Origin of the sequence: Oceanicola sp. 22II-s10i (assembly GCF_002210105.1) — a bacterium.
Classification (GTDB): Bacteria; Pseudomonadota; Alphaproteobacteria; order Rhodobacterales; family Rhodobacteraceae; genus Pseudooceanicola.
The window spans coordinates 1,435,864-1,450,040 of the sequence record NZ_AQQU01000001.1 but is presented as its reverse complement, the minus strand read 5'-3'; the positions used below and the strand labels follow the sequence as shown (position 1 = coordinate 1,450,040).

Here is a 14,177-nt window from a genome sequence, read left to right as displayed (position 1 = left end):
GGCTTGACCGCACGGTCAGGACGTGGAAAGACGATTTAAACCGCAGAGCGGAATTTGGAGCCGCAGCATATGCGCAAGAGAGTAACAGACCTGACCCGCGAGGCCGACAAGGGCGATACGGACCGACAGTTCGTGACGGCCCTTCACCGTGGGCTGGAGATCCTGCGGGCCTTCACGCCACAGGACCGGGCGGGGCTCGGCAATTCGGACCTCGCCGAACGGACGGGCCTGCCGAACTCCACCGTTTCGCGGCTGACCTTCACGCTGCTCAAGGCCGGCTACCTCGTCTACGACGACGACACCGGCCGCTACCGCATGGGCGTGCCGGTCCTGTCGCTGGGTTATGCCTGCCTGGCCGGTCTGCATGTCCGCGAAACGGCGCAGGTCTACATGCAGAAGCTGGCCGACGACTGCGGCGACGGTGTCCTCGTGGCGCTCGGCGGGCGCGACGACATGTCGATGACCTATATCGCCTGCGCGCGGTCCGTCGGTGTCATCTCGCTCCAGCTCGACGTGGGCAGCCGCATCTCGCTGGCGCGGTCCGCCATCGGGCGGGCCTATATCGCGGGCACATCGGACGCGGAACGGTCCGAGATCCTGACCCGCATCCACGACCGCACCCCGCGCGACAAGCTGAGCCTCGTGCTGGACGGGATCGAGGATGCGCGCGAGCAGATCGCCACGCGCGGGTTCTACACCAATATCAAGGAATGGCAGAAGGACGTGCACGCCGTGTCCGTCCCCTACCGGTCGCAGCAGGCCGACACGCCGATGCTGGCCTTCAACCTCGGCGGCTATGCACATTCCCTGCCGAAGGAGCGGCTGGAGAACGAGCTGGGTCCGAAGCTGGTCGAACTGGTCAACACGCTGAGCCGCGTCAGCCGGTAAGGCCGGGCGCAGCCGCCCGGCCCGCCCGCATCATTCGGGGATCAGGGCGTATTTGCCGACGCCGCCCCGGCCCAGCACCTTTTCCAGCACTTTCTGCGCGTCCTTCAGCGGCAGACGGTCCGCGACCATCGGCTTGACCTTGCCCTCGGACCACCAGCCGAACAGCTCTTTCATGTTGGCGTGGTAGACATCCGGCTCGGCCTTGGTGAAGTTGCCCCAGAACACGCCGACAACCGCGTATTCCTTGACCAGCGTCAGGTTCACCGGAAGCTTCGGGATTTCGCCGCTGGCGAAGCCGATGACCAGCAGCCGTCCGTTCCGCCCCATGAACCGGCTGGCGGCGTTGAACGCCTCGCCGCCGACCACGTCGTAACAGACGTCAGCACCCTTGCCGCCGGTCAGGGCCTTCACCTCGTCCTTGAGGTTGTCATAGCCGATGACGTGATCCGCGCCCGCCTGTTTGGCGATCTCGCCCTTCTCCGGGCTCGACACCACGCCGATGACCGTGGCCCCCATCAGCTTGCCGAGTTGCACCGCCGCGATCCCCGTCAGCCCCGCCGCGCCGAAGACGACCAGCGTCTCGCCCGCCTTGAGCTGCGCGCGCTGCTTGAGCGCGTGGTGCGAGGTGCCGTAGCCGATGATCATCGCACAGGCCTCGGCCGCGTCGGCGCCCTCGGGCAGCAGGAAGGTCGATTTCGCGGGCACCGCCGCCATCGAGGCATAGCCCATCTGGCCCGAATACGCGACGACGCGCTGGCCGACCTGCCGGTCCGTCACGCCGTCACCGACGGCCACGATCTCGCCCGCGACCTCGGATCCGGGGATGAACGGGCGGTCGGGCTTGGACTGGTAAAGGCCCTGCACCAGCAGACCGTCCGGGTAGTTCACGCCGCAGGCCTCGACCTTGACCAGCACCTGGCCGGAGCCGGCGACCGGGTCCGGCATCTCCTTGTATTCGAGGTTTTCCAGCGGTCCGAATTCATTGCAGACGATGGCTTTCATCCACGTTTCCTCCCAAATCTCCTGTTCGGGGCAACCATAGGAAACCGGGCGCCGGGTGCCAGCGGAAATTGCCGCCGCACACCGGAAATAGCGCCTTGCCGCCGCTGCGATGCGGCGAATTTCCCTTTGCGGAAAGCACTTTCGCAGCAGGGGGTGACGGGCTAGGTAATGGGGACCAGCAAACGGGAGGAGACCCATGAAGGGCATGATGATGCAGCGTCCGCTGCGGATCGCTGACATTTTGGAATTCGGGGCGGAGCAGTATCCGCGTGGCGAAATCATCTCGGTCCGGACCGAGGGCGACCTGCACCGCTACACCTATCCGCAGGCCGCGGCCCGGACCCGGCAGCTGGCGAACGGCCTGCTGGCCAAAGGCGTCGAAATGGGCGACCGGATCGCGACGCTGGCGTGGAACGGCTACCGCCATTTCGAGCTCTACTACGCGATCCAGGGCATCGGCGCGATCTGCCACACGATCAACCCGCGCCTTTCGCCGGAACAGCTGATCTACATCATCAACCATGCCGAGGACAAAATGCTGTGCCTCGACACGACGTTCATCCCGCTGATCGCGGCGGTGAAGGATCATCTGCCCAAGGACCTGACCTACGTGATCATGGTCGACAAGGACAAGATGCCCGCCGACCTGCCGTTCGAGGCGCTGTGCTACGAGGACCTGCTGGACGGCCAGCCCGACACGATCGAATGGCCCGAGTTCGACGAGAACACCGCCTGCGGCCTGTGCTACACCTCCGGCACCACCGGGAACCCCAAGGGCGCGCTCTACACGCACCGCTCGACCGTGCTGCATGCGATGATGATCGTGGTGATGCAGACCTCCAGCTTCGTCGAGGGCGGCAAGGTGCTGCCCGTGGTGCCGCTGTTCCACGTCAATGCGTGGGGCCTGCCCTATTCTGCCCCGCTCGCGGGCCTGTCGATCGTCTTCCCCGGCGCGGCGCTGGACGGTGAGAACCTGTTCAAGCTGATGGACAGCGAAGGCGTCTATTCCGCCTGGGGCGTGCCCACGATCTGGATGGGGCTGATGGCCGAGATCCAGAAGCAGGGCCGCATGCCGAACGGCTTCAAGGACGTGGTCGTCGGCGGGTCGGCCTGCCCGCGTTCGCTGATGAAGGCCTTCGAGGAACGCGGCGCGTCCGTCAGCCACGCCTGGGGCATGACCGAAATGAGCCCCGTCGGCTCGCACGGGGTCATCCCGGCCTGGATGAACGATGCCCCGCTGGAAGAGCGGCTGGACATGAAGCAGCGTCAGGGCCGCCGTTGCTTCGGGGTCGAGTTCAAGATCGTCGACGAGGATGGCAAGCGCCAGCCGCATGACGGCAAGCACTCGGGCGAGCTGTTCGTGCGCGGGAATACCGTCGTGTCGGGCTACTTCAAGAACGAGGAAGCAACCAAGAAGGCGCTGGATGCCGAGGGCTGGTTCGGGACGGGCGACGTCGCCTCAATCGACCACAACGGTATCCTGACGATCTCGGACCGGGCCAAGGACCTCGTGAAGTCGGGCGGGGAGTGGATTTCCTCGATCGACCTCGAGAACCTCGCCATGGCCCATCCGGCCGTCGCCAACGCCGCCGTCATCGCGGTGCCGCACAAGAAGTGGGACGAGCGCCCGGTTCTGGTCGCCGTGGCGCGGGGCGAGGAGAAGCCGTCGCTGGAGGCGATGCAGGAGCACATGTCCGAGCATTTCGCCAAGTGGCAGTTGCCGGACGACATCCTGTGGGTCGACCAGCTGCCGCTGACGGCGACGGGCAAGGTGTCCAAGCTGACTTTGCGGCAGACGTTCAAGGATTATGTCCACCCGGACGAACGCTGAGACGTTGCGCGGCGGGGGGCCAGCCCCCCGCACCCCCCGGCATATTTCGGGCAAGATGAAGCCAGGGAGCCGGGACATCGTTCGACCCCGTGCGGGGCGAATTGATGGGGCGTAAGGTGCTGTGGTTCTGAGCCGATGGTGTCCGGTGGGGACCCCGGGGGCGCTGCCCCCGGACCCCCGGAGTTTATTTGGCCAGATGAAGCAGGGGATCCGCTTGCGGGTCCCCTTTCTTTTGGCGAGTGTCCGGGCGTGACTTCACGGGGAACATGACATGAGCACCGACGATCTGGCCGCGCGCCTGCTTCACCTTCATTCCGAGGGCCTCGCCAAGGGTGCGCCGGTGGCGCCGCAGGTCGAGATGGCCTCGATGTTCCACCTGCCGGGCGATCCCGCCGGGGTGCCGGGCTATGGCCGGATGGACAACCGCACGTGGTCCGCGCTGGAAGAGGCGCTGGCGGCATTGGAGGATGCGCCCTGCCTGTCGTTCCCGTCTGGCATGGGGGCGATATCGGCGGCGCTGTTTTCCTGCCTGAAGGCCGGGGACCGGATCCTCGTGCCGACTGACGGCTATTACACCACGCGGGTGCTGTCGGACCGGTTCCTCAAGGCGCTCGGCGTCGAGATGGTGCTGCGCGAGACGGCGCGGTTCGCCGAGGGCGGGTTCGAGGGCTTTGCGCTGGTGTTCCTGGAAACGCCGTCCAATCCGGGGCTGGACCTGTGCGACATCCGGTCCGTGGCGGATGCGGTGCATGCGGCGGGCGGGCTGCTCGTGGTCGACAATACGACGATGACGCCCTACGGGCAGCGGCCGCTGGACCTGGGGGCGGATATCGTGGTGGCCTCGGACACCAAGGCGCCGAACGGGCATTCGGACCTGCTTATGGGGCATGTGGCGACACGCAACGCCGATCTGCTGGCGGCGATGCGCGACTGGCGCAAGCTGGCAGGCGGGATACCGGGGCCGTTCGAGGCCTGGCTGACCCTGCGCGGGCTGGCCACGCTGGAACTGCGGCTGAGCCGGATGGTCGCCAGTGCGGAGGTGATCGCAGGGCGGCTGGCGGAGCATCCGGGTGTCACGGACCTGCGCTATCCGGGCCTGTCGAACCATCCGGCACGGGCGCAGATGGCGACGCCGGGGTTCCTGATGAGCTTTACGCTGAAGGACGAGGCCACGGCGGAGCGGTTCATCAACGACTGTCCGCTGATCCAGCCCGCGACCTCGTTCGGCGGCGTCCACACCAGCGCCGAGCGCCGCGCCCGTTGGGGCGATGCGGTGGCGCCGGGCTTTGTCCGTCTGTCGGTGGGGATCGAGCCGGTCGAGACCCTTTGGGCCGCGATGGCGAAGGTGCTGCCGTAGGGCGAAGAGCCCCTCACCCTCAGAGACCACCGCAAACGAAAACCCCCGCCGATGGCGGGGGTTTCCATTTGGTCCGTCAGGTGCGGCTTATTCGCGGTTGCCGAACAGCTGCAGCAGGAACATGAACATGTTGATGAAGTCGAGGTAGAGGTTCAGCGCGCCCATGATGGCGGCCTTGCCCAGCCACTCCGTATCCCCGTGCGCGGCATGCGCGAGGTAGGTGTTCTTGATGTTCTGCGTGTCGTAGGCGGTCAGGCCCGCGAAGATCAGCACGCCGAGGATCGAGATCGCGAACATCAGCGCCGGCGAGCCGAGGAAGATGTTGACGATCGACGCCACGAGGATGCCGATCACGCCCATGATCAGGAACGCGCCCCAGCCGGAGATGTCCTTTTTCGTGGTGTAGCCCCAGAGCGACAGGCCTGCGAAGGCGATGGCGGTCACGAGGAACACCTGAGCGATCGAGAAGCCGGTGAAGGCCACGAAGATCCAGGACAGCGACAGGCCCATCACCGCCGCGAAGGCGTAGAAGAACAGCTGTGCGCCGGCGGCGGAAAGGCGGTTGATCGCCGCGCCGAAGCCGAAGACCATGGCGAGCGGGGCGAACATCACGATCCAGCCGAGGATGTTCGGCTGCAGCGTGGCCGGGTCGCGGAAGATGGACAGCAGCGCATCATTCGACCCGACGGCCCATGCGACGAGGAACGTCAGCAGCATGCCGACGGACATCGTCCCGTAGACCTTGTTCATGTGGGCGCGCAGGCCCTCGTCGATCGCAGCGGTCCGTGCACCGGCCCCCTGACGGATCGTGTCGAATTGTGCCATTCCTTCCTCCGTTTGGACTATCCACACCCCGGACGTGGGGCGTCGGATCGAATATCGGGAACGCCAGTCATCTTTTCAAGAGTTTCCCAAAGCAAAACCGCGCCCGGATGGGGCGCGGTTCAGTTTGTTTCCAGATCGGGCCCTTTTCGGGGTCCCTGTGGTCCGGGCTCGGCGGTCATGCGCGCCAGTTGGTCGGCACGTCCCAGATCGGGCGGCGGGCTTCTTTGTGCGCGTCTTCGCGGCTGATGCCGATGTCGCGCAGCAGCGCATCGTCGAGGCGCGACAGGCACTGGCGGCTCTGGTGCAGGCCGAGCAGCGAGAGGGCGCGTCCAATCAGCGAGGCGGGGCGCTGTCCGGCGGGAGCGTAACCGGAGCGGCGAGACGTGAGGGTGGTCATGTTCTCATCCTTTCCTGAATTTGATGAACATTTTGGTCTTCATGATTTCTGTTGATGCATATGGACCTATGTGATCATAATTGAAAATGAATGTTTTTGGCCGATCACATCAACAACGGTGATGATATGCGAAATCTCGACATGACCGCCCTCCGCTCTTTCGTGGCCGTTGCCGACCATGGCGGCGTGACCCGTGCCGCGGGGCTTCTGAATTTCACCCAGTCTGCCGTCTCGATGCAGTTGAAACGGCTGGAGGAAACGCTGGACGTCGCGCTGTTCGACCGGACCAACCGGCGTATTGCCCTGACCCCGTCCGGTGAACAGTTGCTCGGCTATGCCCGCCGGATCGTCGAACTCAATGACGAGGCGATGTCGCGCCTGACCAGCCGCGTGTTCGAGGGCGAGGTCACGATCGGGGTGCCGCATGACATCGTCTATCCGGTGATCCCCCGCGTGCTCCAGCGCTTCAACGCGGAGTTTCCGCGCATGAAGGTGCATCTGGTGTCGTCCTATACCTCCGGGCTCAAGGCGGACTTCGGGCGGGGCGAGATCGACGTCATCCTGACGACCGAAAGCAACCCGGACCCCGAGGCCGAAGTGCTGGACGAACGCCCGCTCTGCTGGATCGGCGCGCCGTCGGGCAATGCCTGGCGGCAGAGGCCGATCCGCTATGCCTCGGCCAAGACCTGTATCTTCCGCGCCGGGGCGATCCGGGCGCTCGAGGCCGCAGGCATCGACTGGGAAAGCGCGGTCGAGACCCAGCAGGACCGGACGGTCGAGGCGACGATCTCGGCCGATCTCGCCATCGGGGCGATGATCGAAGGGACGGAGCCGCTGCAGCTGGAGCGCATTCACCACAACGGCGATCTGCCGGAACTCGGCAGCCAGAAGATCTGCCTCTATCACCAGGATCGCGGCGCAGGCGAGGTGGTGGAGCGGCTGACCGAGATCCTGCGCAACGCCTACACCGGCATCGACGGCAACATCCTGCCCCTGACCGACAGCCGCCGCCTCAGGGGGTGATGACCACCTTTCCGGTTGATTTGCGGTCGCGCAGCAGGGCCAGCCCTTCGGCCGCGCGGTCGAGGGGCAGGACGTTGCTGATATGCGGCTTGATCCGGCCCTCGGCGTGCCAGGCCAGAAGCTGGGCGAGCGAGCGGGTCACGACCTCGGGCCGGAACTTCAGGTAGCCGCCCCAGTAGAAGCCCAGCACGTCGACGTTCTTGACCAGCATGTGATTGGCGCGCACCTCGGGCACGGTGCCGCTGGCGAAGCCGATCACCAGCATCCGCCCCTCGGGCCGCAGCGCGCGGAAGGCCGCGTCGAACTGCTCGCCCCCCACCGGGTCATAGACCACGTCGGCGCCGCCGAGCGCCTTGACCGTCTCGCGGATGTCCTCGGTACGGGCGTCGATCAGGTGGTCCGCCCCGGCGGCCTTCGCGGCCTCCAGCTTGTCCGCGCCGCGTGCGCAGGCGATGACACGGGCCCCCATCAGCTTGCCGATCTCGACCGCCGTCAGGCCGACACCACCCGCAGCCCCCAGGACCAGCAGCGTCTCACCGGGCATCAGCCGCGCCTTGTGGTCCAGTGCCACGTGACTGGTGCCGTAAGCGATCTGCAGGGCGGCGGCGTCTTCGTGGCTCATGCCCTCGGGCAGTTCCACGAGCCGGTCGGTCGGAAAGGCCCCGAACTCGGCCAGACCGCCATACCCGCCATACGCGGCGACGCGGGTGCCGACGGCGGGGCCACCCGCCGGGTCCGCTTCCTTGACCACGCCCGAGATTTCCATGCCGAGCGTGAAGGGCGGTTCGGGTGTCTCCTGGTACTTGCCTTCGGTCATCAGCAGATCGGCAAAGTTCAGGCCGCAGGCATGAACCCGCACCAGCGTGCGGCCCGCCACCGGGCGCGGCACCGGAACCTCGATCAGCTCCGCCGCCCGGCCGATTTCATTCACAACCATGGCGCGCATCGCGTTCCCCCTGCCCGTCGGTCCGAGCGTCTTGGATAGTCGCCCGTCCATTCACCTGTCAAACACAGCGAGCCGGGGACGGGACTGTGGCAAGCGAATGGCGAAATGCGGAAAATCCGTGACGTTGCGTAAAGTCATCGTTTACGGCCGTTTCAAACGTCCGGCCGGTCGGAACCCATTGGCGACAGCCTTGATCCAATAGGAATAACTGCTATCGTGGCTGAGCGCTGTAGGGATGCGCGGCGTTACAAAAACAATGTTTGGACCAGCCTGCACTCATTGCCGGGGGCAGACTGTGTCTTATGAGAATGAGATTTGAAGGAGCCGCGCGAATGACCCACCCGGTAGACGTGCATGTCGGAAAGAGAGTCCGGCACCGTCGTTGGCTTGTAGGCATGACCCAGCAGCAATTGGCAGAGCGAGTGGGTATTAAGTTTCAGCAGATCCAGAAGTACGAAACCGGTGCGAACCGGATAAGTGCTTCCAGACTCTGGGATATTGCCGATGCCCTGGATGTTCCGATCAGCTTTTTCTTTGAAGGGCTGGACAGCGATGCCGAGGCGCGGGAAACCGTGAATGTCCCGGCTGACCTGATGGGCGACAAGGAAGCGCTGGACCTGATCCGCTCTTACTATGCGATCCCGGAAAACCAGCGGCGCCGGCTCTTTGAACTGGCACGGGTCCTCAGCGACGTCGCTTGAGTAAGGGGTCAGCCTGCGGTAGCCCTCGGTCATTCTGGAAGAGGTGCCGCACATGCCCGGTCAAGACGAGATTCGCGACATCATGGCCACCGCGAACGCCCTGGCGGACGCGGCGGGTGCCCAGATTCTGCCACATTTTCGCACAACCGGGGGTTTGACTGCTGAAAGCAAAGAAACAGAGCGTTTCGACCCTGTGACCGTGGCCGACCGCGCCGCCGAGCGTGCGATGCGGGAGGTTCTGGCGGCCCGCAGACCCCAGGACGCTATACTTGGGGAAGAGTACGGCCGCAGCGAAGGCACCAGCGGACTGACCTGGGTGCTGGACCCGATCGACGGCACGCGCGGCTTCATGTCGGGCACGCCGACGTGGGGTGTGCTGATCGCCGTGGGGCCCGACAGCGGCCCGGCCTTCGGCATCATCGACCAGCCTTATACCGGCGAACGGTTCTGGGGCGGCTACGGCGAAGCGGCGATGACCGGCCCGCTCGGCAAGCGCGCGCTTGCGACCCGCCGGACCGAGCGGCTGGAGGATGCGATCCTCTTCACCACCTTCCCCGAGATCGGCAGCTGCCGCGAAGCCGCCGCGTTCCGGGCCGTCGCCGACCGCGTCCGCCTCGTGCGCTACGGGACCGACTGCTATGCCTACGCCCTCGTCGCCGCCGGTCAGATCGACCTCGTGATCGAGGCCGGGCTGCATGCCTATGACGTTCAGGCCCCGATCGCAGTGATCGAGGCGGCGGGCGGCGTCGCCACCGACTGGACCGGCGGCCCTGCGCATCAGGGCGGCCGCATCATCGCCGCCGCGAATCCGGCGATCCACCGCGCGGCGCTCGACCTGCTGGCGCCGATCATCGCGGAGGAGGCATGACCGAGCTCCTCATTCGCGGCGCCGACCACATCCTGACGATGGATGACGGCCGCCGCGAACTGGCCGGGGCCGACATCCTGATACAGAACGGCCAGATCGCCGAGATCGGCGTGGCCCTGTCGACCATGGGCGAGGTCGTGAACGCGTCGGGCTGCGTGGTCACGCCCGGTCTCGTGAACACCCACCACCACCTCTACCAGACGCTGACCCGCGCGGTGCCTGGCGGTCAGGACGCGCTGCTGTTCGGCTGGCTGCGGACGCTCTATCCGATCTGGGAGCGCTTCGGCCCCGAGGAACACTTCAGCTCGGCCCAGACCGGGTTGGCCGAACTGGCGCTGTCGGGCTGCTCGCTGACCTCGGATCATTGCTATGTCTTCCCGAACGGCGCCCGGCTGGACGACACCATCGCGGCGGCCATGGAAATCGGCCTGCGTTTTCACCCCACGCGCGGCGCGATGAGCATCGGCGAAAGCGCGGGCGGCCTGCCCCCGGACAGCCTTGTCGAGCCCGAGGCGGCGATCCTCGAGGACTGCATCCGGGTCATCGACGCCCATCACGACCCGCGCCCCGGCGCGATGGTCCGTGTCGGCGTCGCGCCCTGCTCGCCCTTCTCGGTCAGCCGCGACCTGATGCGCGAGGCGGCGGCGCTGGCCCGTGACAAGGGCGTGATGCTGCACACCCATCTGGCCGAGAACGACGAGGACGTCGCCTATTCGCTGGCCAATTTCGGCTGCCGCCCCGGCCAGTATGCCGAAGACCTCGGCTGGACCGGCGCGGACGTCTGGCATGCGCACTGCGTCCGGCTGGACGGGCAGGAAATCGACCTGTTCGCCCGCACCCGGACCGGCATCGCGCACTGCCCCTGCTCCAACTGCCGCCTCGGGTCCGGCATCGCGCCGGTTCGCGCCATGCGGGACGCCGGCGCGCGGGTCGGGCTGGGCGTCGACGGTTCGGCCTCGAACGACGCGGGCAACCTGATCGCCGAGGCCCGGCAGGCGATGCTGCTGCAACGGGTGTCGCACGGGGCCGATGCCATGTCCGCCCGCGAGGCGCTGGAAATCGCGACACGCGGCGGGGCCGAGGTGCTAGGCCGCCCGGACTGCGGCCGGATCGAAACAGGCGCCCGCGCGGACGTCGCGGTCTGGGATGTCTCCGGCATCGAAAGCGCGGGAAGCTGGGATCCGGCCGCCCTGCTGCTTACGGGGCCGACCAAGGTGCGGGACCTGTTCGTCGAAGGGCGGCAGGTGGTGCGCGATGGCCAGATCACGACGGTCGACCTGCCCCGCGTCGTCGAGCGTCAGAACGCCCTCGCCCGCGCGCTGGCCGGCTAGGCCCGCTCCGCCGCGCCAAGCGCCAGCGTGTGGCCGCGCAGCCAGTTCATGAACCCGCGCGGATCCTTGTCCAGCAGGCGCAGCCGCTCCTCAGGGATCGGAGCACCGATCACAGGGGCCTGCGGCTTGTTCACGGCATGCACGATCTCGTGCAGCAGCAGACCCTGCCGCAGCGTGGCCGAGATCTGGTTGGCGATCTGATACCAGCGCGAATTCGACCCGCGGAAACAGATCGGCACCACCTGCGCACCGGACCGGCGGATCAGCTGGGCAGTAAAGACGTTCCACTCCGCCTCAACCGCGGGCCCGAACATCGTCTCGGACGATGCGACCACGCCCGAGGGGAACAGCCCGACGACGCCCCCGGCCTTGAGATGGGTCATCGCCCGCGCCCGCATCTCGACCGACTTGCGCTGCGAGTCGGCCTCGTGCGGGAAGGGCACCGGAATCAGAAACCCCGACGCGACCTCGTCGATGCCGGTCAGCACGGTGCGGGTCAGGATGCGGTAGTCCAGACGGCGGCGGCGGATCAGGTCACCCAGCACCATGCCGTCGACCATGCCGTGCGGGTGGTTGGCCACGACCACCACCGGACCCTTTTCGGGAATGTTGGCGATCTGCTCGGCCGGGGTCTGGATCTCGATCCCCATGACGTCCAGGCATTCCGCCCAGAACCGTTCCCCGCCCGGCGAGCCGCGGCGCTCGAATTCCCGGATCAGTCGCAGGATGGTCAGCTTGCCGGTCATCCACTCCATCGCGCGGATGACGTTGCGCTTGAACGGATCATCGAAGCTGTTGGAATAGGTCAGGCTGCGGCGGTCGTATTTGACAGCGCCACCCGCTTGCGAGGCCGCCGTCATGTGCTCCTGCTGCGTGCCGTCCACCAAATCCGTTCCCGTTTCCGCGCGCCCCTCGGGGCGGTGCTACATGTCTTCGCCGAAGCGGTCGGCCACCAGCGCCTGAAGCGCATCGGCGAGCGGCTCCGCATCGGGGCCCGAGGTTTCGACCTCGATCATTGAACCTTTCGAGGCCGCCAACATCAAGAGCCCCATGATGCTGTCGCCCGGTGCCGTCTCGCCGTTGCAGCGCACCTCGGCACGGGCATCGAAGCCTTCGACCACCTCGACCAGCTTGGCCGAGGCCCGCGCGTGCAGGCCCTTCTCATTCACGATCTTGAGCGTGCGGGTGATCCTGTCCCCCATCGGTCCCTGCCCCTTCTTCAGCCGTGCCGGCTTACGTTCTGGCTGTCGATATACTTGCGTCCCGCATCTGTCGCAGCCCGGACCGCATCGGACAAGGCCATGTGGCGCGACTTCGCCAGTTTGATGAGCAGGGGCAGGTTGGCCCCGTAGAGGATCCGCCGGTTGTCCGGCTGGCAGGCCAGCAGCGACAGGTTGGAGGGCGACCCGCCGAACATGTCGGTCACGACCACAACGCCGTCGCCGGTGTCGACGGAATCGGCCGCCGCGCAGATCTCGCGCTGCTTGCCCAGACGGTCATGGGTCGGTTCGATGGCAATCGCACGGACACCGTCCTGCGTTCCCACGACGTGTTCCATCGCGGCCAGGTATTCCCTGGCAAGCCCCCCGTGGGCGACGATGACGATGCCGATCAAGCCCGGATGTCCTTCCTTATGGGGCGGCACTAGGTGCCTGTGGCGCCTTGGCGGCGCTCCAGCTCCCGGTGTCTAATTGACACTTGCCAGCCATGCTGTGCAAGAGCCTTGGCCAGCTCTTCCGTCAGGGTAACAGAACGGTGTTGCCCGCCGGTGCAGCCGAACCCGATTGCCAGATGCGCCTTGCCCTCGGCCACGTAGGCCGGCAGCAGCATGTCGCACAGGTCGAGGATCTTGTCGAAGAATGCCGTGAACCGGGGGTCCGCGCGGACATAGTCCTGAACCTGCGCATCGGTCCCGTCCGCCCCGCGCAGTGTCGGGTCCCAGTAGGGATTGCGCAGGAACCGGGTGTCGAACATCAGGTCCAGCCCCCGCGGCACCCCGCGCTTGTAGCTGAAGCTGTGCACCGAAACCGCGAGCCGCTGCCCCTTGGAGGTCGAGAACCAGCGGTCCAGTTCCGCCCGCAGGTCATGCGGCGTCAGGTCAGAGGTGTCGATCAGCATGTCGGCGCGCACGCGGATCGGCTGCAGCAGGTCGTTTTCCCGGTCGATCCCCAGCCCCGGGCTTTCCTCGCGCGCCAGCGGATGGCGGCGGCGGGTTTCGGAAAAGCGCTGCAGCAGCACGTCGGGGCGGCAGTCGAGATACAGCACCTCGAGCGGGGGATCGCCCCGCACGCCATAGGTGTCGATCAACTCGATCAGCGCATTGGCAGAGAAGTCGCGATTCCGCACGTCGATCCCGAGCGCCATGGGCCGCCCGGTCTGCGGCCCTTCGATCAGGCGCGGCACCAGCGAGAGGGGCAGGTTGTCGATCGCCTCGTAGCCCTGATCCTCGAGCGCCCGTATCGCCGTCGAGCGTCCGGCGCCGGACGGGCCGGTGACCAGGACGAGGCGGGGGTTGGGGTGCATGTCGGACATCAGCGGCGCGGGCAAAGGGTTCGGGTCAATCGGCTCTGCCAGCCTTCAGATATTGAAGAATCGAGGCCGGGAAATGGGGTCTGTCGACATTGTGAAGCAACGGAACCGGGCATCCCAGCAGAATCGTGCTGCGGCGCGGCGGGAGCCGCTGTGCTTCCGTCACGTCAAGGTCAACCACCAGCGCGATCAGGGTCGGGCCGGCCGCCTCGGCATGCAGAATGCCCACGTGGCGCGCTTCTATCCGGCCCCGGATTGCCTCGGGCGCGGTGGCGATCACCGTGTCGCCCTGCCGCGCCAGCTCGGTCTGGTCGTCGCTGACCAGCCGCGCGCCCCGCGCCATCAGCTCCAGCGCCAGCGCGGATTTCCCCGCGCCGGAGCGGCCGAGGATCAGGACGCCGCGGCCTTCGTAGGCGACGGCGCTGGCATGCAGCCTGAGCGGTCTGTCGTCTGAAGAGGCAGGGTCGGGGTCGTCCACC

Annotated in this window: 16 protein-coding genes; 7 read left to right on the top strand and 9 right to left on the bottom strand. The window is 66.6% G+C overall.

The window, feature by feature from the left end:
• The first annotated feature begins 69 nt into the window (after positions 1-69).
• Positions 70-888 (top strand): IclR family transcriptional regulator, encoded by an 819-nt coding sequence (locus tag ATO6_RS07230; protein ID WP_088623212.1) that lies wholly within the window; start codon positions 70-72, stop codon positions 886-888.
• Between the two features lie 30 nt (positions 889-918).
• On the opposite strand, the gene ATO6_RS07225 is transcribed toward ATO6_RS07230, so the two are convergent.
• The gene (locus tag ATO6_RS07225) at positions 919-1,890 is read right to left on the bottom strand and encodes an NADPH:quinone oxidoreductase family protein (RefSeq protein WP_088623211.1); all 972 of its coding nucleotides are present in this window, start codon (positions 1,888-1,890) and stop codon (positions 919-921) included.
• 196 nt (positions 1,891-2,086) lie between these two features.
• Here ATO6_RS07225 and ATO6_RS07220 point away from each other — a divergent pair, with 196 nt between their 5' ends.
• Complete coding sequence (locus ATO6_RS07220) at positions 2,087-3,721, top strand: long-chain-fatty-acid--CoA ligase (RefSeq protein WP_088623210.1); 1,635 nt, start codon at positions 2,087-2,089, stop codon at positions 3,719-3,721.
• A gap of 271 nt (positions 3,722-3,992) precedes the next feature.
• Entirely contained in the window at positions 3,993-5,078 is a 1,086-nt protein-coding gene (locus tag ATO6_RS07215) for a cystathionine gamma-lyase (protein ID WP_088623209.1), read from the top strand.
• 87 nt (positions 5,079-5,165) lie between these two features.
• On the opposite strand, the gene ATO6_RS07210 is transcribed toward ATO6_RS07215, so the two are convergent.
• The gene (locus ATO6_RS07210) at positions 5,166-5,903 is read right to left on the bottom strand and encodes a Bax inhibitor-1/YccA family protein (RefSeq protein WP_088623208.1); all 738 of its coding nucleotides are present in this window, start codon (positions 5,901-5,903) and stop codon (positions 5,166-5,168) included.
• A 175-nt stretch (positions 5,904-6,078) separates the two neighbouring features.
• On the bottom strand, positions 6,079-6,300 hold the full coding sequence (locus tag ATO6_RS07205; RefSeq protein ID WP_088623207.1) for a DUF1127 domain-containing protein: 222 nt from the start codon (positions 6,298-6,300) through the stop codon (positions 6,079-6,081).
• Positions 6,301-6,426: 126 nt separating this feature from the next.
• On the opposite strand from ATO6_RS07205, the gene ATO6_RS07200 reads away from it, so the two are divergent.
• Positions 6,427-7,323, top strand: a complete 897-nt coding sequence (locus tag ATO6_RS07200) for a LysR family transcriptional regulator (protein ID WP_088623448.1) — start codon at positions 6,427-6,429, stop codon at positions 7,321-7,323.
• On the opposite strand, the gene ATO6_RS07195 is transcribed toward ATO6_RS07200, so the two are convergent.
• Positions 7,313-8,269, bottom strand: coding sequence for an NADPH:quinone oxidoreductase family protein (locus ATO6_RS07195; protein WP_088623206.1), 957 nt, complete (start codon positions 8,267-8,269; stop codon positions 7,313-7,315). The two genes, ATO6_RS07200 and ATO6_RS07195, sit on opposite strands and share 11 nt — an antisense overlap.
• A gap of 332 nt (positions 8,270-8,601) precedes the next feature.
• Between ATO6_RS07195 and ATO6_RS07190 the strand changes: the two genes are divergently transcribed.
• Genes ATO6_RS07190 through ATO6_RS07180 form a run of 3 tightly spaced genes read left to right on the top strand, consistent with a single transcriptional unit; the run spans position 8,602 to position 11,169 of the window.
• Entirely contained in the window at positions 8,602-8,970 is a 369-nt protein-coding gene (locus ATO6_RS07190; RefSeq protein WP_088623205.1) for a helix-turn-helix domain-containing protein, read from the top strand.
• 52 nt (positions 8,971-9,022) lie between these two features.
• Positions 9,023-9,838, top strand: a complete 816-nt coding sequence (gene hisN / locus ATO6_RS07185) for a histidinol-phosphatase (protein ID WP_088623204.1) — start codon at positions 9,023-9,025, stop codon at positions 9,836-9,838.
• Positions 9,835-11,169, top strand: a complete 1,335-nt coding sequence (locus ATO6_RS07180; RefSeq protein ID WP_088623203.1) for an 8-oxoguanine deaminase — start codon at positions 9,835-9,837, stop codon at positions 11,167-11,169. The genes hisN and ATO6_RS07180 overlap by 4 nt, the downstream gene beginning before the upstream one ends.
• Here the strand turns inward: ATO6_RS07180 and ATO6_RS07175 are convergent.
• The 5 genes from ATO6_RS07175 to ATO6_RS07155 all read right to left on the bottom strand — a co-directional run bounded on the left by ATO6_RS07175 (position 11,166) and on the right by ATO6_RS07155 (position 14,176).
• On the bottom strand, positions 11,166-12,029 hold the full coding sequence (locus tag ATO6_RS07175; protein ID WP_088623447.1) for a lysophospholipid acyltransferase family protein: 864 nt from the start codon (positions 12,027-12,029) through the stop codon (positions 11,166-11,168). The two genes, ATO6_RS07180 and ATO6_RS07175, sit on opposite strands and share 4 nt — an antisense overlap.
• A gap of 63 nt (positions 12,030-12,092) precedes the next feature.
• The gene (locus ATO6_RS07170) at positions 12,093-12,371 is read right to left on the bottom strand and encodes an HPr family phosphocarrier protein (RefSeq protein ID WP_088623202.1); all 279 of its coding nucleotides are present in this window, start codon (positions 12,369-12,371) and stop codon (positions 12,093-12,095) included.
• 17 nt (positions 12,372-12,388) lie between these two features.
• The gene (locus ATO6_RS07165) at positions 12,389-12,784 is read right to left on the bottom strand and encodes a PTS sugar transporter subunit IIA (protein WP_088623201.1); all 396 of its coding nucleotides are present in this window, start codon (positions 12,782-12,784) and stop codon (positions 12,389-12,391) included.
• A 29-nt stretch (positions 12,785-12,813) separates the two neighbouring features.
• Positions 12,814-13,701 (bottom strand): RNase adapter RapZ, encoded by an 888-nt coding sequence (gene rapZ / locus ATO6_RS07160; protein WP_088623446.1) that lies wholly within the window; start codon positions 13,699-13,701, stop codon positions 12,814-12,816.
• A gap of 25 nt (positions 13,702-13,726) precedes the next feature.
• Positions 13,727-14,176, bottom strand: coding sequence for an HPr kinase/phosphorylase (locus ATO6_RS07155; RefSeq protein WP_088623200.1), 450 nt, complete (start codon positions 14,174-14,176; stop codon positions 13,727-13,729).
• Position 14,177 lies beyond the last annotated feature (1 nt).

Bases quoted from the DNA above. Each gene is read 5' to 3' on its own strand.
- ATO6_RS07230 (WP_088623212.1), top strand. From the start codon at position 70: ATGCGCAAGAGAGTAACAGACCTGACCCGCGAGGCCGACAAGGGCGAT.
- rapZ (WP_088623446.1), bottom strand. From the start codon at position 13,701: ATGTCCGACATGCACCCCAACCCCCGCCTCGTCCTGGTCACCGGCCCG.
- ATO6_RS07190 (WP_088623205.1), top strand. From the start codon at position 8,602: ATGACCCACCCGGTAGACGTGCATGTCGGAAAGAGAGTCCGGCACCGT.
- hisN (WP_088623204.1), top strand. From the start codon at position 9,023: ATGCCCGGTCAAGACGAGATTCGCGACATCATGGCCACCGCGAACGCC.
- ATO6_RS07170 (WP_088623202.1), bottom strand. From the start codon at position 12,371: ATGGGGGACAGGATCACCCGCACGCTCAAGATCGTGAATGAGAAGGGC.
- ATO6_RS07210 (WP_088623208.1), bottom strand. From the start codon at position 5,903: ATGGCACAATTCGACACGATCCGTCAGGGGGCCGGTGCACGGACCGCT.
- ATO6_RS07225 (WP_088623211.1), bottom strand. From the start codon at position 1,890: ATGAAAGCCATCGTCTGCAATGAATTCGGACCGCTGGAAAACCTCGAA.
- ATO6_RS07220 (WP_088623210.1), top strand. From the start codon at position 2,087: ATGAAGGGCATGATGATGCAGCGTCCGCTGCGGATCGCTGACATTTTG.
- ATO6_RS07180 (WP_088623203.1), top strand. From the start codon at position 9,835: ATGACCGAGCTCCTCATTCGCGGCGCCGACCACATCCTGACGATGGAT.
- ATO6_RS07205 (WP_088623207.1), bottom strand. From the start codon at position 6,300: ATGACCACCCTCACGTCTCGCCGCTCCGGTTACGCTCCCGCCGGACAG.
- ATO6_RS07195 (WP_088623206.1), bottom strand. From the start codon at position 8,269: ATGCGCGCCATGGTTGTGAATGAAATCGGCCGGGCGGCGGAGCTGATC.
- ATO6_RS07175 (WP_088623447.1), bottom strand. From the start codon at position 12,029: ATGACGGCGGCCTCGCAAGCGGGTGGCGCTGTCAAATACGACCGCCGC.
- ATO6_RS07215 (WP_088623209.1), top strand. From the start codon at position 3,993: ATGAGCACCGACGATCTGGCCGCGCGCCTGCTTCACCTTCATTCCGAG.
- ATO6_RS07200 (WP_088623448.1), top strand. From the start codon at position 6,427: ATGCGAAATCTCGACATGACCGCCCTCCGCTCTTTCGTGGCCGTTGCC.